Origin of the sequence: Pelotomaculum sp. FP (assembly GCF_004369245.1) — a bacterium.
In the GTDB taxonomy this organism is placed as follows: domain Bacteria; phylum Bacillota; class Desulfotomaculia; order Desulfotomaculales; family Pelotomaculaceae; genus Pelotomaculum_C; species Pelotomaculum_C schinkii.
This window is the reverse complement of the sequence record NZ_QFGB01000010.1, coordinates 61139-85183: the sequence shown is the minus strand read 5'-3', so window position 1 is coordinate 85183 and position 24045 is coordinate 61139. Positions and strand designations below refer to the sequence as shown.

The 24045-nt window shown below is 48.9% G+C and carries 24 protein-coding genes and 1 riboswitch; of the genes, 2 read left to right on the top strand and 22 right to left on the bottom strand.

What is annotated here, in order from left to right; translation table 11 throughout:
* Positions 1 to 6: 6 nt before the first annotated feature.
* The 20 genes from Psfp_RS06130 to Psfp_RS06035 form a co-directional block, all read right to left on the bottom strand.
* Positions 7 to 1563, bottom strand: a complete 1557-nt coding sequence (locus tag Psfp_RS06130; protein WP_134217664.1) for a cobyric acid synthase — start codon at positions 1561 to 1563, stop codon at positions 7 to 9.
* A 2-nt stretch (positions 1564 to 1565) separates the two neighbouring features.
* Entirely contained in the window at positions 1566 to 2177 is a 612-nt protein-coding gene (gene cobU, locus Psfp_RS06125; protein ID WP_243120502.1) for a bifunctional adenosylcobinamide kinase/adenosylcobinamide-phosphate guanylyltransferase, read from the bottom strand.
* A gap of 77 nt (positions 2178 to 2254) precedes the next feature.
* Positions 2255 to 2437, bottom strand: a riboswitch (cobalamin riboswitch).
* Between the two features lie 47 nt (positions 2438 to 2484).
* Complete coding sequence (locus tag Psfp_RS06120; protein ID WP_134217663.1) at positions 2485 to 2895, bottom strand: DUF3842 family protein; 411 nt, start codon at positions 2893 to 2895, stop codon at positions 2485 to 2487.
* Positions 2896 to 3063: 168 nt separating this feature from the next.
* Positions 3064 to 3327: a translation initiation factor 2 gene (locus Psfp_RS06115; protein ID WP_134217678.1), complete on the bottom strand. Its 264-nt coding sequence runs from the start codon at positions 3325 to 3327 to the stop codon at positions 3064 to 3066.
* 103 nt (positions 3328 to 3430) lie between these two features.
* Positions 3431 to 4597 carry an LL-diaminopimelate aminotransferase gene (locus Psfp_RS06110; protein ID WP_134217662.1) on the bottom strand — a complete coding sequence of 389 codons (1167 nt, stop codon included), beginning with the start codon at positions 4595 to 4597 and terminating at the stop codon, positions 3431 to 3433.
* Positions 4598 to 4612: 15 nt separating this feature from the next.
* Positions 4613 to 5449, bottom strand: a complete 837-nt coding sequence (locus tag Psfp_RS06105; RefSeq protein ID WP_134217661.1) for a PHP domain-containing protein — start codon at positions 5447 to 5449, stop codon at positions 4613 to 4615.
* A 32-nt stretch (positions 5450 to 5481) separates the two neighbouring features.
* Complete coding sequence (locus Psfp_RS06100) at positions 5482 to 6462, bottom strand: dipeptidase (RefSeq protein WP_134217660.1); 981 nt, start codon at positions 6460 to 6462, stop codon at positions 5482 to 5484.
* Positions 6463 to 6548: 86 nt separating this feature from the next.
* Positions 6549 to 6809 carry a stage V sporulation protein S gene (locus Psfp_RS06095; protein ID WP_134217659.1) on the bottom strand — a complete coding sequence of 87 codons (261 nt, stop codon included), beginning with the start codon at positions 6807 to 6809 and terminating at the stop codon, positions 6549 to 6551.
* A 133-nt stretch (positions 6810 to 6942) separates the two neighbouring features.
* The gene (locus tag Psfp_RS06090; protein WP_134217658.1) at positions 6943 to 7722 is read right to left on the bottom strand and encodes a TIGR00282 family metallophosphoesterase; all 780 of its coding nucleotides are present in this window, start codon (positions 7720 to 7722) and stop codon (positions 6943 to 6945) included.
* Positions 7723 to 7739: 17 nt separating this feature from the next.
* A complete protein-coding gene (locus Psfp_RS06085; RefSeq protein ID WP_134217657.1) occupies positions 7740 to 8261 on the bottom strand; it encodes a hypothetical protein in 522 nt (173 codons plus the stop codon).
* A gap of 280 nt (positions 8262 to 8541) precedes the next feature.
* Positions 8542 to 10080 carry a ribonuclease Y gene (gene rny / locus Psfp_RS06080; protein WP_134217656.1) on the bottom strand — a complete coding sequence of 513 codons (1539 nt, stop codon included), beginning with the start codon at positions 10078 to 10080 and terminating at the stop codon, positions 8542 to 8544.
* Positions 10081 to 10355: 275 nt separating this feature from the next.
* Positions 10356 to 10817 (bottom strand): regulatory protein RecX, encoded by a 462-nt coding sequence (locus Psfp_RS06075; protein WP_192895286.1) that lies wholly within the window; start codon positions 10815 to 10817, stop codon positions 10356 to 10358.
* Positions 10818 to 10819: 2 nt separating this feature from the next.
* A complete protein-coding gene (recA, locus tag Psfp_RS06070) occupies positions 10820 to 11860 on the bottom strand; it encodes a recombinase RecA (RefSeq protein WP_205079486.1) in 1041 nt (346 codons plus the stop codon).
* Positions 11861 to 12109: 249 nt separating this feature from the next.
* Positions 12110 to 13702 carry a DEAD/DEAH box helicase gene (locus Psfp_RS06065; protein ID WP_134217653.1) on the bottom strand — a complete coding sequence of 531 codons (1593 nt, stop codon included), beginning with the start codon at positions 13700 to 13702 and terminating at the stop codon, positions 12110 to 12112.
* Positions 13703 to 13797: 95 nt separating this feature from the next.
* On the bottom strand, positions 13798 to 14532 hold the full coding sequence (locus tag Psfp_RS06060) for a nicotinamide-nucleotide amidohydrolase family protein (protein WP_134217652.1): 735 nt from the start codon (positions 14530 to 14532) through the stop codon (positions 13798 to 13800).
* A 126-nt stretch (positions 14533 to 14658) separates the two neighbouring features.
* On the bottom strand, positions 14659 to 14844 hold the full coding sequence (locus tag Psfp_RS22450) for a zinc ribbon domain-containing protein (RefSeq protein WP_282434323.1): 186 nt from the start codon (positions 14842 to 14844) through the stop codon (positions 14659 to 14661).
* A 126-nt stretch (positions 14845 to 14970) separates the two neighbouring features.
* Entirely contained in the window at positions 14971 to 16440 is a 1470-nt protein-coding gene (locus Psfp_RS06050) for an AAA family ATPase (protein ID WP_134217651.1), read from the bottom strand.
* On the bottom strand, positions 16424 to 17026 hold the full coding sequence (locus tag Psfp_RS06045; protein WP_205079482.1) for a hypothetical protein: 603 nt from the start codon (positions 17024 to 17026) through the stop codon (positions 16424 to 16426). The genes Psfp_RS06050 and Psfp_RS06045 overlap by 17 nt, the downstream gene beginning before the upstream one ends.
* An 83-nt stretch (positions 17027 to 17109) precedes the next feature.
* A complete protein-coding gene (gene rimO / locus Psfp_RS06040; protein WP_134217649.1) occupies positions 17110 to 18441 on the bottom strand; it encodes a 30S ribosomal protein S12 methylthiotransferase RimO in 1332 nt (443 codons plus the stop codon).
* 94 nt (positions 18442 to 18535) lie between these two features.
* Positions 18536 to 19033: a YajQ family cyclic di-GMP-binding protein gene (locus Psfp_RS06035; RefSeq protein ID WP_134217648.1), complete on the bottom strand. Its 498-nt coding sequence runs from the start codon at positions 19031 to 19033 to the stop codon at positions 18536 to 18538.
* 462 nt (positions 19034 to 19495) lie between these two features.
* On the opposite strand from Psfp_RS06035, the gene Psfp_RS06030 reads away from it, so the two are divergent.
* Entirely contained in the window at positions 19496 to 21118 is a 1623-nt protein-coding gene (locus Psfp_RS06030) for a DAK2 domain-containing protein (protein ID WP_134217647.1), read from the top strand.
* Positions 21119 to 21134: 16 nt separating this feature from the next.
* A complete protein-coding gene (locus Psfp_RS06025) occupies positions 21135 to 21977 on the top strand; it encodes a DegV family protein (protein WP_134217646.1) in 843 nt (280 codons plus the stop codon).
* 192 nt (positions 21978 to 22169) lie between these two features.
* On the opposite strand, the gene Psfp_RS06020 is transcribed toward Psfp_RS06025, so the two are convergent.
* Positions 22170 to 22913: a RodZ domain-containing protein gene (locus Psfp_RS06020; RefSeq protein WP_134217645.1), complete on the bottom strand. Its 744-nt coding sequence runs from the start codon at positions 22911 to 22913 to the stop codon at positions 22170 to 22172.
* A gap of 63 nt (positions 22914 to 22976) precedes the next feature.
* The gene (mnmH, locus tag Psfp_RS06015; RefSeq protein ID WP_134217644.1) at positions 22977 to 24011 is read right to left on the bottom strand and encodes a tRNA 2-selenouridine(34) synthase MnmH; all 1035 of its coding nucleotides are present in this window, start codon (positions 24009 to 24011) and stop codon (positions 22977 to 22979) included.
* Between the last annotated feature and the right edge of the window lie 34 nt (positions 24012 to 24045).

Here is a 24045-nt window from a genome sequence, read left to right as displayed (position 1 = left end):
TTCAATTTACCCATGGCAGATAGGTCCCTCCATGCCAAGCAGGCCATAAATCTTTTCCATAGCCAGACTGCTCCGGACAACAGCTGCCAGCTTGTCAAAATCTCTCTCCCTCTGTTCGTGGACCAAAAGGGTATCGGAGGCCTGCAGGGGTTCAAGCCCTTTTCTCCTGCGCAGAGTGTTAATCAGGCGCCTGCGGAAGGAATCACTGTCAAAGATACCGTGGATATAAGTGCCGAAAACAAGGCCGTCCGGGCTTACGGCTCCGTCTGGAAAGAAAACCTTTTCTCCTGAGCGTACCAGTATGGTAAAGGCGGGCCTCACGTCCGGGGCCAGTTCGGTTCTGCCCATATGGATCTCGTAACCGTTAATCCTGTTGTCTGAGGTTTCGCAAAGAAAAAGCCCGGAACCGGCAACTTCAGCCTCCACCTGGGTGGTGATTTTTTCCGGAGCAAAAGTAGTTGAAGTGTCCAGGAGCCCAAGCCCGTCTAGGCGTGGAATTTCAGACTCGGTATGCAGAGGGTCATTTAGTTCCCTGCCCAGCATCTGAAACCCCCCGCAGATGCCGATGACAGGGGTTCCCCTGCGGTAAAACTCAACGATCTGCGCCGCTAATCCGGAACGGTTCAGGAATGCCAGGTCGCCGATGGTATTCTTGCTGCCCGGCAGGATGATTAAATCCGGTTCATCCAGGTTGCTTCCCTTGCTTACGTACCGGAGCCTGACGTCAGGCTCGTCCTCCAGCGGGTCAAAGTCCGTGAAATTGGAGATGTGCGGTAGATTAACAACCGCTATATCAACCCAGCCCTGTTCTTCGACCAGTTCGGCACGGCTTCTATCCTCAGGTATGGTATCCTCCTCCTGAACCCTGAACCCCTGAAAATAAGGGACCACCCCGATTACCGGTTTACCGGTTTTCTCTTCCAAAAATTTCACCGCGGGTTGAAAGAGGCTGATATCACCGCGGAATTTGTTGATAATAATTCCGCGTACACGCGCGCGGTCGTCGGGAGCTATCAGTTCCAGGGTGCCTACTACTGAGGCCAGGGCTCCCCCTTTATCAATATCGGCTACGAGCAAAACCGGGGCTTGCGCCATCCTGGCGATACGCATGTTGACAATTTCGTGCTCCTGAAGATTGACTTCAGCCGGGCTTCCGGCGCCTTCGATCACCACCATGTCATTTGCCGCAAGCAGCCGGTTCAGAGCTCCTTCGATTATTGCCAGGGCTTTAGGCGCGTAATCCGTATGGTAACCCATGGCGGACAGGTTGCCCACCGGCTTGCCCAGGACCACCACCTGGGACGATGCGTGTCCGGTAGGTTTGAGCAGAATCGGGTTCATGTCAACAGAAGGCTCCAGACCCGCAGCTTCGGCCTGCACCACCTGAGCCCGCCCCATTTCACCGCCGTCTCTGGTGACAAAGGAATTCAGGGCCATGTTCTGTGACTTAAAAGGGGCGACACGGTAACCGTCCTGTTTAAAAATGCGGCAAAGCGCAGCAACCAGAACGCTCTTGCCTACGTGTGAAGCTGTTCCCTGAATCATGATCGTTTTGGCCGACATAATCAATCACTCCATTTTTGCTCTGCCAGCGACTTTATCTCCAGAGGAAGCCCGGCTATTGTTAAGTAGACCTGGTCCGCCTTTGAGGCCAGAAGCTGATTGACCTTTCCTGCCAGATCCCGGAACGTCCTGCTTAAGGGATAGTCCGGAACCAGGCCCAACCCGACTTCGCTTGAAACGATAATCAGGTGGTGGCCCTGGTGAATCGTTTCGGCTGCGGCTTGAGCCTGCCCAAGGATATATTCCTGCTTTTCAGCAGTCGCAGCTCCGCAGCGTGGCAGGTTTTCTGCCAAAAGAAGATTGGTAAGCCAAAGGGTGGCGCAGTCCAGAAGAAACACATCGCCCTGCTTTCCATTTTTTAAAACCCCAAGGATATTTGTCGGTTCTTCGAACGTGAGCCAGGATGCAGGCCTTCGTCCCTGGTGCAGTTTGACCCTTTCAGCCATTTCCGGGTCTTGTATTGTGGCAGTGGCAATATATTTAACAGCCCCTCCAAGCCGTGAAGCTATGTTCTCAGCCAGCTCGCTTTTACCGCTGCGGGCTCCTCCCAATACCAGGATAAGTTTACCTTTCATAATCCACCAGCCGATCAATACTTTAAATGGGCTTACCATAGTAAAACCCCGCCTCCTTAAAGGAACGGGGTTTGTGTAAAGCAATTTTACCCGCCGTCCCCTTTACCTCGAAGGAAGTCCGGTCGTTACCCGCAGGCAGGTATCCTGGCTTCCGTTTACCCGCATTTACTCCCCTTTAATAAGCCTGGCCGGGCATTAAAGCGCTGTGCGCGTAACCGGTTACAGTGGCGGGACCGCTCAGGTATCGCACCTGATTCCCCAATTACACCCAAAAGGGCGACTGCGGCAATTTAATTTTTCATATTCCACATCATCTACCATTATCCTGCAGAGCAAGAACTATTTATCATGTAATAATATCCTTTACCTTTTTAACCAATTCTTCGATCAGGTGCGGTAACGGCTCAGCCTTTAAGCCGACAATATCAATGCCGGAGCGGCTAAGCGGCAGGAGCACCTTGCGGGCGGGACTGGAAGCAATGGCTTCCGCCATTTTGGGAGTCAACTCACCCAGCATGGCATTTGGAAAAAGAATGCTGATTGGCCCGACAATGATGTCAACCCGTAAGGAATTGTAGAGCACGGCATTTTCGCCGGTTGCTCCTTCGTTGGCGCCTGCCCGCAACATCACGGAAGTGGCCAGAGCATTGGTTCCGAGGGCCAAAAACTCAATATTTTCAGGTAATTCCCGGCGCAGTCTTTCAGTAAGGTGTTTGCCTATACCTCCGCCCTGCCCGTCAATCACGGCTATTCGCACCAAAACCGCCGCCATTCATAATATTTGTAATATATAGCATTATACCATATATGACCAAAAAAAAGACCCCCCCGGGTCTATTGCTTGTCGATTAAACCTTAATCAAGGCGTATTATGCTAATACTAACAATTATTGCCATCCTGTGTATATATCTGTGGATAGATTATTTATTTGCGAAAATTTTGAGAGGCGCCATCCTGAAGTTTTGACTCCAACTCCACTATCTGCCTGTTTTTATGTAATAACCGTTGGGCATAGCGATAATTGTTATGTTGAAGTTTACGATTTTCCCTTTCCAGGCGGGATAAAAATCCAGCTTTATCCTTTTCAATTTTTTCAATCAAGTTCATGAGTACTCTCCGGCTTAACCTGAGCTGTTCAACTTTTTCCTCAAGCTCAAGGACCCTATCCCTTAAGAAATCAACATCCATCCTTTCTTCCACGGCGGCATCTCCTCACCAGGTGTTTCGATCCTAGTATATGCCGGCTTGAAGGCTAATAGACATTTGAGCAGGTTCCCTCACTAAGTGATTGCTAAAGGAAATTAAAATTTTGACCAATCCTCTGTACTGCCTCAGCCAGCATGATTTCGTCTTTGACCAGGGCAATCCTGACGTAACCCTCTCCCATCTCACCGAAAGCGATACCGGGAATAACAATTATGCCGGCTCTTTCCAGCAGGTCGGCGGCAAAATGGCTGGAGGAAGTATACCCGCGTGGAATTGGCGCCCATAAAAACATGGACGCGTTGGGCTTGGGCATCTGCCAACCCAACTTGGCCAGTCCGTCAACAAGCACATCGCGGCGCCTCTGATAGGTACGCGCATTCTCTTTGACGCATTCCTGCGGACCGGTCAGGGCTGCTACAGCAGCTTCCTGGACCGCAAAAAACACTCCGTAATCAATGTTGGATTTGACCAGGGCCAGATTGGATATGGCCTTTTCATTGCCTACGGCAAAGCCGACCCTGCAGCCAGCCATATTGTAGGTCTTGGAAAGTGAGTAGAACTCAACCCCCACTTCCTTTGCGCCGGGGACTTCCAAAAAGCTCATAGGTTTAAAACCGTCGTAAGCCAGTTCGGCGTAGGCCACGTCATGGCAGACGAGGATGTCATATTTGCGCGCAAACTCTACCACTTGTCCAAAAAATTCCCAATCAGCTGAAACGGCAACCGGGTTATTGGGGTAATTAAGCCACATCATTTTGGCCTTGGCGGCAATTTCCTCCGGAATTTGGGAAAGATCAGGCAGGAACCGGTTTTTTGCCAGGAGGGGAAGAGGATAAATGTTTCCCTCTGCCATCTGAATGCTGAAGCTGTAAATTGGGTATCCAGGGTCGGGTACCAGGGCCAGATCTCCCGGGTTAACATAAGCCATGGCCAAATGAGCGAGACCATCCTGGGAACCCATCAGCACCAGGATCTCGCGGTCAGGGTCAAGGTCTACATGAAAACGTTTTTTATACCAACCAGATAAGGCCTTATGCAGGCGGGGTGTCCCACCCAGAGAATAAGAATAATTTTTCGGGTCGCTGACTGCCTTGCGGAGAGCCTCAACGATGTGGGGCGCAGGGGGTTGGTCGGGACTACCCACTCCAAGGTTGATAACCTCTACGCCTCTGGCCTCAACAGTTTTTTTGCGTATTTCCATCTCGTTAAAAACACCTGAAGACAGGCTTTGCATTCTCCTTGCTATCTCCATAATTACCTCCCGAAATTAAGAAGCGCACGCTCTTTTTGCTTTTAAAGCCTCAATTACTCCGTAAGGCACAGCAACCAAACCCAGTCTGCTTTCGGCATAGCGCTCCGGACCGTGGTAGTCCGAACCGCCGGTGGCAATTAAGCCTTTTCTGCGGGCCAGTCTCTCATAATAACCGGCCAGCTCCCTGTCGTGCGCCGGATGATGGGCCTCCAGACCGGCGATTCCTGCTTTTATCAGCTCATCTATCAACTCTTCTAGCGGCGCTTGATCGCTGAGCAGGCCGGGGTGAGCCAGGACAGCAACCCCTCCGCAAGCGCGGATCAGATGGATCGCCTCTGCCGGAGTGAGTCTGGCGCGGGGTACGTAAGCCGGTCGCCCGTGCCCTATATAAAGTTCAAAAGCCTCGGACATAGTCTTTACCCTACCTGTTTCCACCATGGCTGCGGCAAGGTGGGGACGGCCCAACGAACCAATGCCTGCGATAGCCCGGACCCGGTCCAGGTTAACCGGAAAGCCTAAATCTTGCAGTTTTTTCACCATGTTTTCCATGCGCAACTCCCGGTCACTACGGATTGACGAAAGCCTTGCCAGTAACTCCCGGTGTTGCGCATCGACCAGGTATCCTAATATATGAACGTCCTGACCTTGATACTGCGAGCCAAGCTCAATACCAGGGATAATTTCAAGGTTATGCTGTCTCCCGGCTGTTATAGCAGGCTCAATTCCTTCCAGCGTGTCATGGTCTGTAATGGCTATTGCGCCCAGGCCCATTGCTTTTGCTTTTGCTGTGACTTCATCCGGACTCTCCGTGCCGTCTGAATAATTGGTATGGACATGCAGGTCAACCTCCATTAACATCACCGCCCTTTGAACTTCGACATTATTTATTTTAAAACCTGCCCGATTACTCTTAAAAAATTTTCACCAATTATTTTTTTAACATCTCCGTCACAGTATCCTCTATCGATTAGGCCGGCGGTTAAAGCAGGCCAGCAGGAACAATCCTCCAGTCCTACCGCCGGGGTACCTGTACCGTCAAAGTCAGAACCAAGCCCCACACAGTCTATACCTCCGACAGCTGCGGCGTGGTCAATATGGTCAAGTACCTCTTTTAGGGAAGGCTTACTTCCACCTAAAAAGTCCGGTACCAAGGTTATCCCCAGCACCCCGCCATTTTCAGCAAGCAATCTGATTTGTTCATCACTCAGGTTGCGGGGGTGGTTGCAGAGAGCTTTGCAATTGGAGTGTGACGCGATAACCGGATGAATGGAATATCGCAGAACGTCCCGGTACCCTTCTTCCGACAGGTGGGAAACATCTATCAGGGCTCCCAGGCGGTTTAGCTCTTCTACCACATTGAAGCCAAAAGCGGTTAAGCCTGCGGTTTCCATTGCGTTGACCCCGTTACCCAGTTCATTGCGGTTATTCCAGGTCAAGGTAAGGCCTCGTACACCCAAAATATATAGTTGCCGCAGGACCCCGGCGCTGCCCTGCAGGCATTCACCGCCCTCCACGGTGAGCAGGGCGGCGACTTTACCGGAATTGCAGGCCTGGTATATTTCGTCCAGATTTTTTACATGCTGGACATCTTTTGTGTTTTCAGCCATTTCTTCCAGAAAAATATCAACCAGTTCCAGAGCCCGCTTCAGCGGCTCTTGTTTATATTCCGGAGAGATAAAAGCGGCAAAGAACTGCAATTTTACGCCGCCCATCTTTAAGCGAGGCAGGTCTAGATGACCGCGGCCGGTTGACTGGCCAAGACGTCTATTTTGCTGCGGCAGCGCGGTCAAGGTGTCGCAGTGAGCGTCTACCACCACACTCTGCCTGTGCAGTTCTGCCGCTCTTCTATTAACCTGATAGACCAAGAGTCAATTCCCCCGCAAATATAATAAAACCTGTTTATCCTTTTGAATAAACAGGTCCTGGTTAGCTGGCGGATAAAAACATACGCTTACCTGGGCTCCACGATCAGCTTGATTGCTGTTCTTTCTTCCCCGTCAATGATGATATCGGTGAATGCCGGAATGCAGATCAGGTCAACACCACTTGGCGCCACAAAGCCTCTTGCAATTGCTACAGCTTTTACTGCCTGGTTGAGTGCGCCCGCTCCAATGGCTTGCATTTCGGCGCAACCACGTTCCCGGAGTACACCTGCCAAGGCGCCAGCGACAGAGTTTGGGTTGGATTTTGCTGAAACCTTTAATACATCCACTCAAGCAACCTCCTTCATGACTGTGATAGATTTGTTGTCCCGAACTCCCTGTAAGAAATTATATTCGCTAATGGCTGGAAAATTCCTTTTGAGAAGACTTAAATAAAAACTCGTGCTTAATTATTGAAATATTTTATTCGTAATTTTGGATCCGTTTGATAGAAGAAGCCTCACCATTATATTCGTCAATTTCCAGTAAAGCCGCGTTAAACTGATAAGGTCCGTTTGCTACTTCAAAGCGTTGAGGCATTTGGGAAATGAATTTGTCAATAACAGTTTCCTTTTTTACACCAATCACTGAATCTCGCGGGCCGGTCATGCCTAAATCGGTAAGGTAGGCTGTGCCGCCGGGTAAAATGCGTTCATCGGCGGTCTGAATGTGGGTATGCGTTCCCACGACAGCAGATACCCTGCCCGCCAGGTACCATCCCATGGCTACCTTCTCCGAAGTGGCCTCGGCATGGAAATCAACCACAACAATGTCAGTGGTTTTCTTTATTCTGGCTAAGGCTTCATCCGCCTTGCGGAAAGGGCAGTCAAGAGACTGAAGGAAAACCCGCCCGGCCAGGTTGATTACACCAACTTTAACCTTCCGGCGGGTTTCAAATATATTGGATCCGGCGCCCGGTGTACCGGGCGGGTAGTTTGCCGGCCTGATGATTCTTTTCTCATGCTCAATGTAATTAATGGCATCTTTGACATTCCAGACATGGTTACCCATGGTTAGAACATCAACCCCGGATGCAAACAATTCCTGCGCAGTTTCCCTGGTAATACCGGCGCCGCCGGCGGCATTTTCCCCGTTAGCTATAACCAAATCGAGGTTAAATTCCCTTTTTAAGTCTTCCAGGTTAACCTTAACGGCCCGGCGCCCCGCACGCCCGACCACATCTCCTATCATCAGCAGGCGCAAAAGCCCAAAACCCCCAATCATTTATTAAAAACAAGCACCCTGCCTTCCTCACGAAAGGCAAAAAGAGATTTTTCCTGTTTCGAGCACTTGATATTCTCAAGCATGTGTTCAATTAATTCATCCTGGGCAATTAGATCTTCTTCGACTAATTGTTCATTATCTTCCGTCACCAGGTTGTTATGGAGGTACTGATGAAAGAGATTCACGATGAGAGTGATCTCTTCCTGAACCAGGGTATCTACATCCCTCTGTATTTCGATCATGGTCAAGTTGCTGCAAACTTGGTGGTTTAAAGAGACAAATTTAGGCTCCTTGCCTTCCAGTAAATTATATACTTCAATACTGTCCATGAGCTTATCGTGCAGGTTGTCCAATTCATTTTTGCCAAGCGACTGAGAGTATATAAAGGTAAATTTAAGCAAATGGTTTTCAGGATCGAAATTAATGGTAGCTACTTCAGGATATCTGACTAAAATTGAAATCAACAGGCCAACGCTGTCTGTAACATTACCCCTGTTGCCTTTGTACCGGAATGCCAAAACTGTCACCTTCCTTATGACCTGCGCAATATGTAGAGATTCTGTTTTGAATAGAGTTTTCCTGCTTTTTTTTCTTGTCACGTGTTTAAAATATCTAGGAATGTTGGATAAATAAGCACACATTTGAATCATTCCCGCGCATTGCTTACACATCAGCCAGTTCTTTTTTACAATATTTTCTGGGATTTGCTTTTCTGACAACAAAAAAAACCGGCCAATTAGGCCGATAGTTACAAGCTCAATAATACTTCATAAATTACAGGCGCCTGTTTGCTTAAAGTTATTTGGCGTATTCTACCACCCTGGTTTCCCTGATGATGACAACTTTAATCTGCCCGGGGTAGTCTAACTCACCTTCTATTTTTTTGGTAATATCACGGACCAATCGGACGGCTCCCAGGTCATCCACTTTATCCGGCTTGACCATTATGCGTACTTCACGGCCGGCCTGAATGGCAAAGGATTTTTCAACACCATCAAAGGAGTTGGCAATTTCCTCAAGTTTAGTTAAACGCTTGATGTATGCTTCCAAAGTTTCACGGCGCGCGCCTGGCCGGGCCGCGGAAATTGCGTCAGCCGCCTGGACCAGCACCGCGACAATGGTCTGAGGTTCTTCATCGCCGTGGTGAGCTGCAATGGCATGAATAACATCATGCCCCTCACGATATTTTTTAGCCAAATCTACACCTATGGTTACATGTGGTCCCTCCACCTCATGGTCCACAGCCTTACCAATGTCGTGCAAAAGGCCTGCTCTCTTGGCCAGTTGTACATCAACGCCCAATTCGGCCGCCATCAGACCGGACAGATGGGCTACCTCAATGGAGTGTTTTAGAACATTCTGACCATAGCTGGTGCGGAATTTCAGCCTGCCCAGGAGGGTAATAAGCTCAGGGTGAATGCCGTGCACGCCAGTCTCAAAGGTGGACTGTTCACCAGCCTCCCTGATTTGGTTGTTAACCTCCTTTTGAGCCTTTTCCACCATCTCTTCAATGCGAGCCGGGTGAATCCTCCCATCCACAATCAGCTTTTCCAAAGCAATCCGGGCTACCTCCCGGCGAATCGGATCAAAACCGGACAGAATTACAGCTTCCGGAGTATCGTCAATAATCAAGTCAATCCCGGTTAAGGTTTCAAAAGCGCGGATATTCCTACCCTCGCGCCCGATAATGCGCCCTTTCATTTCATCACCCGGCAGTGGAATCACTGCCACCGTCGCTTCAGCGACGTGATCTGCGGCGCACCTCTGAATAGCCAGGGATATAATCTCCCGGGCACGCTTATCCCCTTCCTCTTTGGCCTTGCCTTCAATTTCTTTAATCATTATAGCCGCATCATGCTGGATTTCTTTTTCAATATCCGAAAGAAGAATCTGTTTTGCTTCCTCGGAAGTCAAGCCGGAGATACGTTCAAGCTCACTTACCTGGCGGTTGTAGAGCGTTGTAAGCTGACCTTTGACAGCTTCTATTTCCGACTCTTTCCTGGTCAGATTTTCTTCCTTTTTTTCTAACGCATCGACCTTGCGGTCCAGGGTCTCTTCTTTTTGAACCAGTCGTCGCTCCAATCGCTGGAGTTCATTCCTGCGATCTCTGTTTTCCCTTTCAATATCGTTACGTAATTTTAAGACTTCTTCCTTGGCCTCCAGAATAGCTTCCCTTTTCCTGGCCTCGGCTTCTTTCTCGGCTTCTTCCAGTATTTTTTTTGCTTCAGACTCTGCTGAAGCGATTTTTGCTTCAGCCAGGTATTTCCTGAGTAAATAACCCACAACAAAAGCCGCGATTGCGGCTCCTACAATAATTAGAACCGTATTCATGTCCATTAAATTCACCTCCTTTTAATATAAATGACCTGCAACCATAAAAAAAACCGAGCTAGAAACTCGGCAGAAAACACAAGACACTACTTTTATACTTGTCCAGATAAAGGTAAGTAAATAGCCCCAATAACGGACACTATCTTAATAGCCGAAAATAAACTCCCGGCTATATCTCCTACCCCCGAAACTATAGGATTTTATCTATTATAAAACCCGTACAAGTAGTATCTAATTCTATTTTCTACCAGCCTATATTGTACAGGTTTTTTAAAAAACTGTCAAGGTTTAGCCCCGTTATCAGTGATGGTGCGACCGACTCTGCTGATTGACTCGTAAGAATATCCCCTGTTTTGCAGAAACCGGGCCAACCGTGGGTAAGAACAGGCGCCGCCGCTTTGAGTTGCTTTCTTTAAGGCCAATAGGAACGCTGCTTTGAATTCCGCCTCCGGGCCTGCTTCCGCAATGGTTTCATCAATAATGCAGGTGTCAACACCTTTTTGCAGCAGCTCACGCTTGAGTCCGGGAAAACCTCTTTTATAGAGTCTTTGTTCTATCCATAGACGGGCGTAAGCCTTGTCGTCAATGTAACCGTATCGCGACATGGTGTCAATCACGCTGCGGTTGACTTCAGCAGCAAAGCCTTGCTTTTCAAGTTTTTCGGTCAGTTCACGGGCGGTTCGCCGGCGATAGGCCAGAACCCGGCAGGCAAAGGATATTGCTTTATCGACTTCAGAATTCACTATTATGCGCCGCTTTCCCCGGGAGCGGCTGCATGGGCATCTTTAGCTCCGCCAACGTTCAAAGCTTGCCTGACTTTAAGCTCGACCTCTTTGGTTACCTCAGGGTGCTCCTTCAGATACTCCTTGACATTTTCTCTACCCTGGCCCAACCTTTCATCTCCATAGGAATACCAAGCTCCGCTCTTGTTGATGATGTTCATTTCGGCGGCGATATCCAGGATGCTGCCTTCCTTCGATATACCGGTTCCGTACATAATATCGAAATCAGCCTGCTTAAAAGGCGGCGCTACCTTGTTTTTGACAACCTTGACCCTGGTCCGGCTCCCGATGATATCCGTACCTTGTTTAATATTTTCCTGTTTGCGCACCTCCAGCCGGACCGAAGCATAAAATTTCAGAGCCCTTCCGCCAGTGGTTGTTTCCGGTGAACCGTATACAATACCCACTTTTTCACGGATCTGGTTAATGAAAACCACAGTGGTCCTTGACTTGCTGATAGCTCCGGTCAGCTTGCGCAGAGCCTGAGACATGAGGCGCGCCTGCAGGCCCACGTGGGAGTCTCCCATTTCACCGTCAATCTCCGCTCGTGGTACCAGCGCCGCCACACTATCTATCACTATTACGTCAACGGCGCCGCTGCGCACCAGCGCTTCAGCGATCTCAAGGGCTTGTTCACCGGTGTCCGGCTGAGAGACCAGCAGGTTTTCAATATCTACACCTAAGTTTCTGGCATAAAGAGGGTCAAGCGCGTGCTCCGCATCCACAAAAGCGGCCGCCCCACCTAATTTCTGCGCTTCGGCGATAACGTGAAGGGCTACCGTTGTTTTGCCGGAAGACTCCGGCCCGAATATTTCCACTACCCTGCCGCGCGGCAGGCCTCCTACACCCAGGGCAATATCCAGCGCCAAAGCGCCGGAAGGGATCACTTCAATGTTTAATTTTGCTGATGCCTCGCCAAGCTTCATAATTGAACCTTTGCCGAACTGCCTCTCAATTTGCATCAGGGCCAGTTCCAGGGCTTTCTGCTTATCCGACAACAATATCCCCCCTTTAAATGAAAGCAAAACATACGTTCGCTTACTTGTGTTAATTATACTGGTGAATATTGGCTGGTGTCAACAGCAATCTAAAAATATCTCTAATAAAATAAAACACAGGGCGCTTCAACAAATGCAGGTGCGAATTCACTCGCACAAATGCGACATTGGCTGCCATAGTGGAACTACTCAACAATAAAAATGATATATTGTTTCTTCCAGCTAAAGCATCAGCCCAAGACCATTTACCCTGGTTTAACTTCTGCCGCGGGCGGGCTCGATACTTATTCTCCTGCCTCTGATGGTCTGACGGTGCAGGCAGCTGATGACGTAGTTAGCCCATTCTTCCGATACTTCAACAAATGAAAATTTCTCGTAAATATTGATATTCCCGACACTGCTCTCGGGCATGCCGGTCTCTTCCGCCAGGATCCGGACAAGGTCTGCCCGTGAAATGTTGTCTAACCTGCCGATGGTCATAAATAATCTCACCATCCCCGGTCGCGCCCCGGTGTTGCCGAAAGACTCAGCCGTCATATCCTCGACATCATCTAAGGCCAGGGACATTTTAAGGGCTGCGGCGGCAATATCTATGGGATCATATTCATCAACCAGGGAGTCTACAATATTCCTGTAGTAAGCCAGTTTGCCTTCACTCAAAAGGTAGTTGAGCCTATCTATGATGCCTTCTTTTTTTCGCTCGTGGACGTCCGCCTGAGAAGGCAGTTTTTCACGGCGGATGCGAGTTTTGGTGAGATTTTCAATAAGTCTTAGTTGCTTGTATTCTCTTGGGGTAACCAGGGTGATGGCGATCCCGCTTTTGCCGGCGCGGCCCGTCCTGCCGATACGGTGCACATAGAATTCGGGATCCTGGGGGACGTCATAGTTGATTACGTGAGAGACGTTTTCAATATCCAACCCCCGGGCCGCCACATCTGTCGCGACCAGGTAATCAATCTGTCCGGTCCGGAATTGTCTCATCACATGGTTGCGCTGGTATTGACTTAGATCGCCGTGCAAGGCGGCAGCCTGGTAACCACGCGCCTGAAGCCCGGCGACAAGTTCATCCACACCCCTTTTGGTCCTGCAAAATATAATCGATAAGGTAATGCTGCTGGAGTCTAAAATGTGGCAGAGGCTTTCCAGTTTTTTAGGCTCGCGGGTTTCGTAAACTATCTGCTCAATCTGCGGCACGGTCAGGTTTTGCTTGCTGACCGTGATAAATTCCGGACTTTGCAGGTATTTTCTGGAGAGGCGCTTTATTTCGTCGGGCATGGTCGCGGAGAAAAGCATCGTCTGGCGCTGTGCAGGCGTTGCTTGCAGGATGGACTCAATATCCTCGACAAAACCCATGTCCAGCATTTCATCCGCTTCATCCAGGACAACCATTTTAACATTTTCAAGACGCAGGGTACCTCTGTTTAAATGGTCCAGCAGCCGGCCAGGAGTGCCGATTACGACTTGTACCCCTTGCTTTAGCCCCCTGATTTGGCGTTCTATTGACTGACCCCCGTAAATAGGCAGGGTTCTCACCCGCCGGTATTTCCCAATCTTTGATATTTCTTCGGCGACCTGGATGGCTAATTCCCTGGTTGGTGTAATAATCAGGGCCTGCACGCCGCCATAACGGTTATTTACCATCTCAACTATCGGTATGCCAAAGGCAGCCGTTTTACCGGTACCGGTTTGCGCCTGCCCAACAACGTCCCTGCCATCATAAAGCAGCGGGATCGCCATTTGCTGGATCGGGGTCGGTTCTTCAAAGCCCATATCAGTTAAGGCCTGCGCTACACGCTTGTTGATTTCGATATTGCCAAAGCTTACTACGTCCTTTAGATCAATGGTCATTAAATCATACTCCCATAATTAAAATGTTTAAGCGGATAATTTGAAACTATACTGGCATAAAACTTAAAACCCTGGGTTCCAACAAGAATACTCCTTCACGCTTTGGACAGAAAGCGCCTGACTGTGTTCAGCGCCGCATTAACGGTTCCCTGCCTTACTCCTGCGCGGTTGCCGGGAAAAACATACCGGCCGCATAGATCGCCGCTTGCAGCAGACAGGCCTATATAAACCAAACCAAGCGGCTTGTCCGGGGCGCCGCCGTCTGGCCCGGCAATACCGGTAACGGACAGGCCTATATCGGAAGACGCTCTGTTGCGGATCCCCCCGGCCATAGCTAAGGCGGTCTCTCTACTGACAGCGCTATGTTTTTCCAGAACCTCCGGAGGCACGCCCAGAAAGCTTTGCTTTAATTCATTGCTGTAGGCTACTACGCCGCCTTTGAAATATACGGAACTCCCCGGCAGGTCGGTCAGCCTGGCCGAAATAAGTCCACCTGTACATGATTCCGCGAGGGCGATAGTTAATCCTCTTTGTCTTAGCAGCGCACCCACCAAATCTTCGATAACTTCACCGTCACAGCTAAAAATATATTCTTCCAAGCGGGCTTGCACTTTGGCCGCAATAGCCTCCAGCTTGCTGTCAAGGCTGGCGCTGTCATTTTGTACCGTAATTTTGACTTGTATTTCGCCGGGAACGGTCAGGTAGCCGATACTGGCGCTATCCTCAACAGCCAGATCTTTAATCAACTCCCGAACAGCCGTTTCGGAAATCCCGGCTAATTTGAACACTCTGGATCTTGTTGCCGCATCCTTAAGAAAATCGTCTTTCATTTCTCTATCACACCGTTCCTTTCTTCATAGAAAAATATTTCTGCTATGAAATTCCTGCATCATCGACCCGTGATTAGATGGTTTCCCATCCCAGCCGAAAGGGATCTCTACAGACGTACTCACATTTTAAGCAATGATTCTTGCATATTTCTTCAGGCTGACAGCAGCATTAACGTCACGGTCGTGATGCGATCCGCAGCAAGGACAGTCCCATTCACGAATAGACAGGGGCATGCTATCCATTACAGAACCGCAAGATGAGCATGTCTTGCTGCTGGGATAAAAACGGGGAGCGACTATCAGTAAAAGCAATATAAGTTTGGAACCCTAATTTAATATTATAACACATTTTGGAACTGAAGTCATAAGATTATCACCGTTATAAAATAAACCGCGCCGGGGTTGGGTAACCCTTGGCGCGGCTAAGATAACTTCATGTTAATGGAGCAGCGAACGAAACTGCTCTCCGGTAATTTTCTCTTTTTCCAACAGGACTTCCAAAATTTTGTCAAATACATGTTTTGAACCTTTAATGTATTCTCTGACTCGATCTTCCTGCTCTTTCACAAGGCCGGTTATTGTTTTATGTTTCATTTCTTGAGGCAGGCTGTCCAGGCAGACCACACCTAACTCTGACATGCCGGAACGCAGCATTTGTTCAGCTGTCCGCACGGCCTGGTCAAAATCACCTGCTGAACCGGTGCTGCGATTGCCCAAAACAATTTCCTCAGCCACCGCTCCGGCCATCATCACCGCAATTTGGTTCTCCAGTTGATCCTTGGTGTAGAGGTAGGTGTCGTCTTCCGGGGTCTGGCGCATATACCCCAGGGCGTCCCCCCGCGGGGTAACGGTCAGTGTGGAAACCGAACCATTTCTCACCATTTCACTAATTAACGCGTGTCCGATTTCATGAATAGCTACCCTTTTCATTTCTAATTCCGAGGGACGCTTGTCAAGTTTGCCCCCCATCATTACCTTGTCAATTGACTCGTTAAAGTGGTGCTGGCAAATTTCCTTGGAGCCTTCCCGCATAGCCAGGATGGCTGCCTCATTCGAGAGGCTTTCTAAGTGGGCGCCGGAAAAGCCGAAGGTCTCTCTGGCGATTACATCCAATTTGACATCCTCACCAAGAGGCTTGTTCCTGGTATGAAGGTTTAGGATTACCTTCCGCCCCTCCTTGTCCGGCAAATCCACCTTGACCCTGCGGTCGAAACGTCCCGGCCTTAAGAGGGCGGGGTCAAGCATATCGGCCCGGTTTGTAGCGGCCACCAACAACACTCTCACACTGTCTTCCATGCGCAAGCCATCCATTTCCACAAGCAACTGGTTTAAAGTCTGATCGTATTCCAGGTGACTGGTGGTCTGTCCTCTTTTACCGCCCAGGATTTCAATCTCATCAATAAAAATGATGGCGTTGGTTTTATGCTGCCGCTCGGCATCTTCCCGGGCAGTCTGGAACAATTTCCTGACCCGCTGGGCTCCGACACCGGCATACATTTCGATAAACTCACTTCCGGATGCCGCTACAAAAACTGCTTCAGTGTAGCTTGCAGCCGCCTTGGCCATCAATGTTTTCCCGGTACCCGGGGGGCCTGTGAGCAGAATTCCTTTTAAGGGGCGGATGCCCAGACGCTTGAGGGTTTGATGGTTTTTAATGAAATCCAGCGCTTCCCTCAGTTCCTGGATCGCCGAGTCCTGTCCGCCGATATCCCTGAATGAGACTTGATATCGTCCGGCGCCATCTGTACTTTTAAAACTCTTGGCGCTAAAAAGTCCTCTTGTTTTGGCCAGGAAAAATATCCCGGCGCCGGCCGCGGCAAGGAACAAAATTGGTGTAATATCGTATCCCAGCACCAGCAGGGAAATTATTGCGGCAAGCCCCAGTCCGATGCTAATTTCCTTGATCATTATTCCCACCTCCGGTGGCAGGCGCCTGGCCATTACCGTAATTCTTATTTACATTGAGAGCAATTACCTGATCAAGGGTATGCCCTTCGTGTTTCAGTCTCAAATAGATATTTCCCTGATCAACGTTAATGATCGCATCTACTCCGGAGGCACGGGCTTCCTCATTAACCGCAGCAGCCATGTCCTGGAAATTGCCTTGAAAGGACGCCTCGTAAACGGCATACTGGGAGTTGTACCAAACCTGTCTTAACACATCATTGCGATTGTCACCCAAGATCAGTTGGAAGTCCTTTTTGCCCATGGCTTCGGTAAGCTCTTTACGGAGCTCTTTGTAAGACAGCATCATGTCCTCGTCATATTTCAGAGTTACATTTACCTGAAGTACGCTTCCTTTATTGCTTATGCTAAATGATTCAATTGACTGGTTGCTGTTCAAGGCATAATTGATCGGATCATTAAAACTGTATTTTTGATACAACCATTGGCCTGCAAAAAATAAAGCCATACCGGCCAGCAAAGAAACAATAATAATAGGGATTTTTAAGCCCTGCCACTTCATACCGACCTTCCTCTCTAAAAAAGGCATTGTCGTCTAATAATTATAGCATAACGGGCTTTATCATTCCCTAGTAAATATCTGGGTAAAAACGGTCCTGACGTCTGTGCAATCTATTCACGAACCAGTTTACCGGTCAGGTCATATGGCTGTGCTGCAGTAATTAGTACCTTTACGAAATCACCAGGTTGTAAATGGGTCTCGGATGTGAATTTTACCTTGCCATCAATACCGGGAGCGTCACCTTCGCTTCTTCCGGTATAAGTCTTCCCGGTATTTTTCTTTTCTACCAGAACTGACAACTGGGCGCCAATTTTCCCGCGATTTTTTTCGTGAGATATCTTTTGCTGGAGAGACATCGCTTTATCCCGTCTGGCCATTTTAATTTCTTCGGGAACCTGGTCCGGCATTGAAGCTGCCGGAGTATCCTCTTCCCTGGAATAGGTAAACACACCAACCCGGTCAAACTGCATCGAGGTCATAAAACTTAAGAGTTCCTCAAAATCCTCTTCGGTTTCGCCCGGAAAACCTACTATAAAAGTGCTCCGTAGAATTATCCCGGGGATTTCGGCCCGCAGCTTTTTTATTAGCCGCTGTATTTCTGCATTGCCGCCCTGCCGCTTCATCCGCTGTAAGACTGAGTTTGATGCGTGCTGCAGGGGTATGTCCAGATAGTTGCAAATCTTTTTTTCCCGGGCTATAAGACGGATAAGTTGATCGTTAATGAGAGATGGGTAAGTGTAGAGCAGTCTTATCCAGATAAGCCCCTCCAAACCGGCCAGGCATTCGAGCAGGCTGTCCAGATACGGCCGGCCATATAGATCCAGGCCGTAACGGGTGGTATCCTGAGCTACCAGGACCAGCTCTTTGGTCCCTTGTTTAACCATACCGGCAGCCTCGTTGATAATATCCTCCGCCTCCCTGCTTCTGAACGGGCCTCTTACGAGAGGAATTGTACAATAAGAGCACCTGTTGTCACAGCCTTCTGCAATTTTTAAATAACTTGTGTAGGATGGCGTTGCCTGCATTCTGGGCTGCAACGAGGTGTGGAGGTAACCAGGACTTTCTACCAGAAAAGCTTTTTCTCCAGCCAGAGCCCGTCGTACCAGAACAGGAACCTCATGTATTGCGCCTGTTCCGATAAGACCGTCAACTTCCGGCATTTCCTCTGTCAGCTCACGATGGTAGCGCTGGGCCAGACACCCCGCTACCAGTAGCACGCGGCAATTTCCTTCCTCCTTGAGCCGCGCCAGTTCAAAAATTGTTTTGATGGACTCTTCTTTGGCGTCGTTGATAAACGAACACGTATTAACAATGATGACGTCCGCTTCCTTTTCACGGTTGGTAATAATAAAGCCGGACTCCTTCAGAAGTCCCAGCATGATTTCAGAATCAACCAGGTTTTTCGGGCAGCCCAGACTGACCAGTCCGACTTTTATAGTCATCAGGATGTCCTTTCTTAAGCAGTTTTATATAGTATAACCCAGTACGGCGCCACATCAAAAGATATGGCAATATAAGCCGGATGCGGGGAATGCGCTAGAATGTCCGGTAATTAATAAACTGCAGCGGGATATTAAATTCATGGCCTTTGATAATCTTCATGATTTCCTGGAGGTCGTCACGGTTTTTACCACTTATTCTCACCTGGTCGTTTTGAATCGTAGCCTGTACTTTAAGCTTGCTTTCCTTAACAAGCTTGGTTATTACTTTGGCAAGTTCTTTGTCCACCCCCTGGACAAGGTTAACCCGTTGGCGGACGGTGTCCCTGGCGGAGGGTTCAATCTTACCGTACCTTAAGGCTTTTAAATTAATACCCCTTTTTACCATCTTTGCTTCCAAAATGTCAACCACATTCTTTAGTTTAAACTCGTCATCTCCGACAAGAGTAATCTGTTCGCCGTCATAGGTTATTCCGCTTTTGCTGCCTTTAAAATCAAACCTGGTTTGAAGTTCCTTAAGCGCCTGGTTGACGGCGTTGTTGACCTCCTGGAGATCAACCTGTGAAACGATATCGAATGTATTTTCTTTTGCCAAAAGTTTTACACCTGCCTAGCTGCTATTTTTTTAAATGTTACAACCTAAACAGAGAAATGTCAAAGGTTACCTGAAATGAATATCTTTATTACAGCAAGTCCAATCTGCTATGATAACGGATAGATCAATATCGGGAGGTTGAAGAATGGACGACCTGAGGCAAGAACAAGAAATAATAGGCAACGACCAGGATGCTGACAACAACCTTGATGAGCTTTACCTTGTCCCTATTTATTTCTACTAGGCAGTCATCCTGCTAACACGGCGCGTTAGCGCCGGACTTGTGTGGTTAATGTAACTTTTGTGCGAATGAATTCACACCTACATTTTCATAGCAGACACAAGGCTTTTTTCTATATCTTTCAATAAAAGCCTCAATTTTCTCCCTTACCGTAGCCTGCAAAGGAAAAGCAGTGAAAACGTCGAAATAAATATAAAAAAATATTCACGAGGGGAAATCCTGTGGGAGTATATTCATTCGACGGCGACGATTTAAAATTGATGTTTCGGGGAGCAGTAGACCTGCTGGAACAGTCAAAGGGAGGTATTGACGCTCTCAATGTTTTTCCGGTTCCCGACGGTGATACCGGGACTAATATGTACCATACCCTGGCTTCGGCTGTGAAAGAAGCCGTCGCCACAAATTCCAATCATATCGGTTTGGTGGCGGAGGCTGCCGCCAGGGGCGGTCTTATTGGCGCAAGGGGTAATTCCGGTGTAATTCTTTCTCAGGTTCTGCAAGGGTTCGCCAGATCGCTGAGGGTTAAAGAAAGAGCAACTGCTGTAGATATCATAGAGGCTTTTGAAGATGGCGCCGGTATGGCTTACCAGGCGGTATTGAGTCCGGTGGAAGGCACTATTTTAACCGTAGTAAGAAAAACTGCTGAAGAAGCTGCGGCTCAACGCAGCAACAATCTGCTCCGCATGATGGTCGCGGTTTTAAAAAAAGCCTTTACAGCCCTGAAGGAGACACCTAATCAGCTTCCGGCTCTTAAAGAGGCCGGCGTTGTTGACGCAGGCGGGAAAGGTTTTGTTGTGATCCTGGAAGGATGTTTGAGCGCCCTAAAAAGCGCCTCACCGGCCGCCAAGGCCATATTGCAACCAGTCGCCGGCCGGGAGGCCGAGACAGGTGTAAAATTGGGAAACACAAGGGCAGTAGAAACCATAGGCTTTTGTTACTGTACCGAGTTTTTGCTCACTGGAAACGGCCTGCCACTGGAAAAAATAAAACAGGAATTATCAACTTACGGTGATAGTCTTATGGTGGTTGGCTCAGGGGATCTGACCAAAATCCATATACACTCCAACCACCCTGGACTTGTCATTGAATACTGCTTGAAATACGGCGCCTTGAACGATTTAAAGATAACAAATATGCGCGAACAAAATAAGGCCATGCGTTCAAAAGGCGCTCAGACAGACCCGGATAATATTTTTAGTATTATCTCTGTGGGCTTTGGTATGGGTATTATCGAGATCATGAAAAACCTCGGGGCGGATATGGTTATTGCCGGGGGGCAGACTTTGAATCCCAGCGCCGGTGAAATTTTGAGGGCTATTGAGGAGATGAAAGCTGAACAGGTCGTCATCCTGCCCAACAACAAAAATGTGGTTATGACGGCGGAGCTGGCAGGCAGTTTATCACTTAAGGATACTATTGTGGTTCCTACTAAAAGCATACCCCAGGGGTTAAGCGCTCTTTTGACCCTTAATCCGGGAGACGATATTGCCGTTGCGACACAAAAAATGAACCTGTCCCTGTCATCGGTCCGGACGGGGGAGATTACCAGGGCGGTTCGTGATACCAACTACGCGGGGATGGAAATTACCAAGGACAGCATTATTGGCCTGGCTGATGGGGACCTCAAAACCAGCGGGAAAGATCTGTCTGTAGTAATGGAAGACTTGCTGGCGGCCATGCTTCATGATGAAGGACGGTTGGTGACCCTTTACTTTGGAGAGGGAGTGTCTTCAGAGCAGGCTGAAAGGCTGGCTGATCAAATGATGCAGAAATTCAGCGGGCACGAGTTTGAAGTGCAAAACGGCGGTCAGCCGGTATATGACTTTATAATTTCCGTAGAATAAGCAGGTGTTATATCACATGAACAAAATCGCCATAGTAACCGACAGTACCGCCGACCTCCCAAATGAGCTGGTCTCCCAATATGGTATTACAGTGGTGCCGCTTAAGGTGATTTTTAACGGTAGTGATACGTTTTTTGATGGCGTGGACATGCAAACAGAAGAATTTTACCGGCGCTTAACGGAAAAGGGGCAAACAGCAACCACATCCCAGCCTTCCCCTGCTGAGTTTGCCGATTGTTACGGGTGCCTACTGCCTCAATATAGCATCATTTCTATTCATATCAGCTCAGTTATGAGCGGCACTGCGCAGTCAGCACGAGTGGCCAGGGATATGTTTCCGGGAAGTGATATCGAAGTCGTTGATTCCAAGTCGTGTAGTATGGGGCTCGGCCTGTTGGTCCTGGAGGCGGCCCGGGCTGCCATGATGGGCAAAAGCAAGGCTGATATCATGGATATCATACATAAGACAATTCCCAAAATCAGGTTGTTTTTTAGCGTCGACAGTCTAAAATACCTTAAAGAAGGCGGCAGAATCGGGAAAGCTCAGGCTTTGTTGGGCGCCATCCTCAGTATAAAACCAATTCTATACTTAAATGAGGGTGTTGTTGAGCCATATGAAAAGGTTCGGGGCAAAGCCAGAGCGATTGAACGATTGGCGCAAATTATTGCGGAGAAAGCAGGCGGTAAAAGGATCAAATGCTGTGTTTTACATGGTGACGCTCAGGAAGGCGCAGAGCTGGTCCTGAAATTATTAACGCCAATTGTGAACTGCGATAAGCCGATTATTTCTAAAGTCGGACCGGTTGTAGGGACACACGTTGGGCCAGGCGTGGTGGGAGCAGTCTTTATACCTGAGTAAACCGCGCAGCTTCAGCGGTACGGCACTACCCTGAAAACAAGAGTCCGGCATACGAAGCGATACCCCAAAAATGTAGGGGCGAATTCATTCGCACAAATGTTTGCTCTTTCTCTGTAGGATCAGCGATGGCTAACCCTTTTGCATACTATAGCCCATTGTGCTCAATAACTGCCGGTTACCGGCAGTTTTCCTTTAGCCCGTCGGGGAAGATGTGAACTCCCGGTCGATAACCGCTCCTTCCTCACCAAGAAAACCGAGGTCCTGCCCATTTAGCTGTACCTGAACCACACCGGCGTTACCCAGTCTAAAAGAGATTTTCTCTGTGCCCGTAAACTCTTGGGTCTGACCGGCCGGCACCTCACCCTGAAAGGCGGGCGCGCCGTCCACAATTACCCGCATCCAGCATGTATTCTTGGTCACGCTGAAAGTCAGCCGAACCCCCTCCTGCTTGTTGATTGGCTCCTCTGTTGGGGGCTGCTGACCGACGGATGGATTGGGAGGAGCCTGGTTCTGTTCTTCGGTCTTGAACTCCCCTCTGGCGGGATGGTTGAACCCTATGCTACGTACTGTGTAATAGACAGATACAGTAAGCCCCATCACCATCACCACCGTCGCCAGGTAAAGCCAATAGCGAGGTTTTTGGCCGCGTTTTAATTCGGGTTCAGTCCGGCTGATATTGTTACTGTCCTGAGGCTGAGGCGCCTCTTCGGCAGGGGAGTGGTTAAAGGCGGCCATAACTTCTTCAACATTGAGGTTTAAAAACCGGGCATAATTTTTCAAAAAGGCCTTGGCATAAACCTGACCGGGCAGGACCTCATACTGCTCGTTTTCCAAAGCCTGCAGGTACTTGCGGCGGATCTTGGTTTCTTCTTCAACTTCCTCTAGGGACAACTTGCGAGCTTCCCTGGCTTCCTTTAAGCTGTTGCCGATTTCCATATGATCTCCTCCCACGCCGGCTTAACTAGTACACAGTAATATTCACTCGCCGTGAAACTGCCTTCAGAGGCTTTTGGCAAATTCCACAATATCATCTACAGCCTTCTTCATATCAGTGGTATCCACACAGAGGTCGTAATTATCGTCCGGTATTTCCGGGTACTTATAGAGGGGGTCGTAATAATACTTCAAAAGATAGGTGAAAACCGGTTCGAAATTGCCTTCGGCCAGCATGCTGTTTAACGTTTCCACCCTATTGCGGCCTATCTTCTTTTCGAGAGAGGCGGTTGCCCTTTGCAGTTCTTTGATATTATTGTCAGGACCACAGGTATAGACGTCGCGGATCCTTTTTACCCTCTGGTCAATCGGCGCGTACAGAAGAACGCGAATTCCATTTTTAATAGAGGACATCAATGGGGACGGTACCAGGAGGTTGCCTATCCGCCTGCTTTCACACTCGACGAAAAAAATGCTGTTATCTCCGATGGTGGTTAAAAATTTTACAATAGAACTCTCAAACGCCTTTTGGGAGGGTGAGGGCGGCAGGCCGATCTTACCGTAAACCGAGCCGCGGTGTTCGGCAAGGCCCTCAAGGTCAAGCGCCGGCAGTCCTCTTTCCTCCAGCGCAACCAGCGCCTCGGTTTTTCCAACACCGGTTAGGCCATGCAGCACAACTGCTTTCTGGGTAAGCTCCTCCCGGCCCAAGTAGATGTTGACATATTGGCGGTAAGCCTTATAGCCGCCAATTATTCGGTAAACGGGATAGCCCATGATATCTAACATGCCGGCCATGAACTGGCTGCGTTGTCCACCCCGCCAGCAAAATATTGCCAGGCTTTTATCCCCTGCCAGCTGGTCAACGGCTGTCAGTTTTTGCGGAAGCTTTGGGGCAACCAACTTAAGGCCCAGCCTTCGCGCATGATCAGGCCCTGCCTGGTGATACAAGGTTCCAATAGCTGCTCTCTCTTCATTTTCAAAAACAGGGATATTTACAGCGCCCGGAATGGTCGCTTCTGCAAACTCACCTTCCGAACGGACATCAATGAATAAAGCGTTTTTTAAATTTAGGGCTTCTTCAATAGTTATTTCTTCAACCATCGAGCGCACCTGCCGGTCCAGCTAAACCATACAA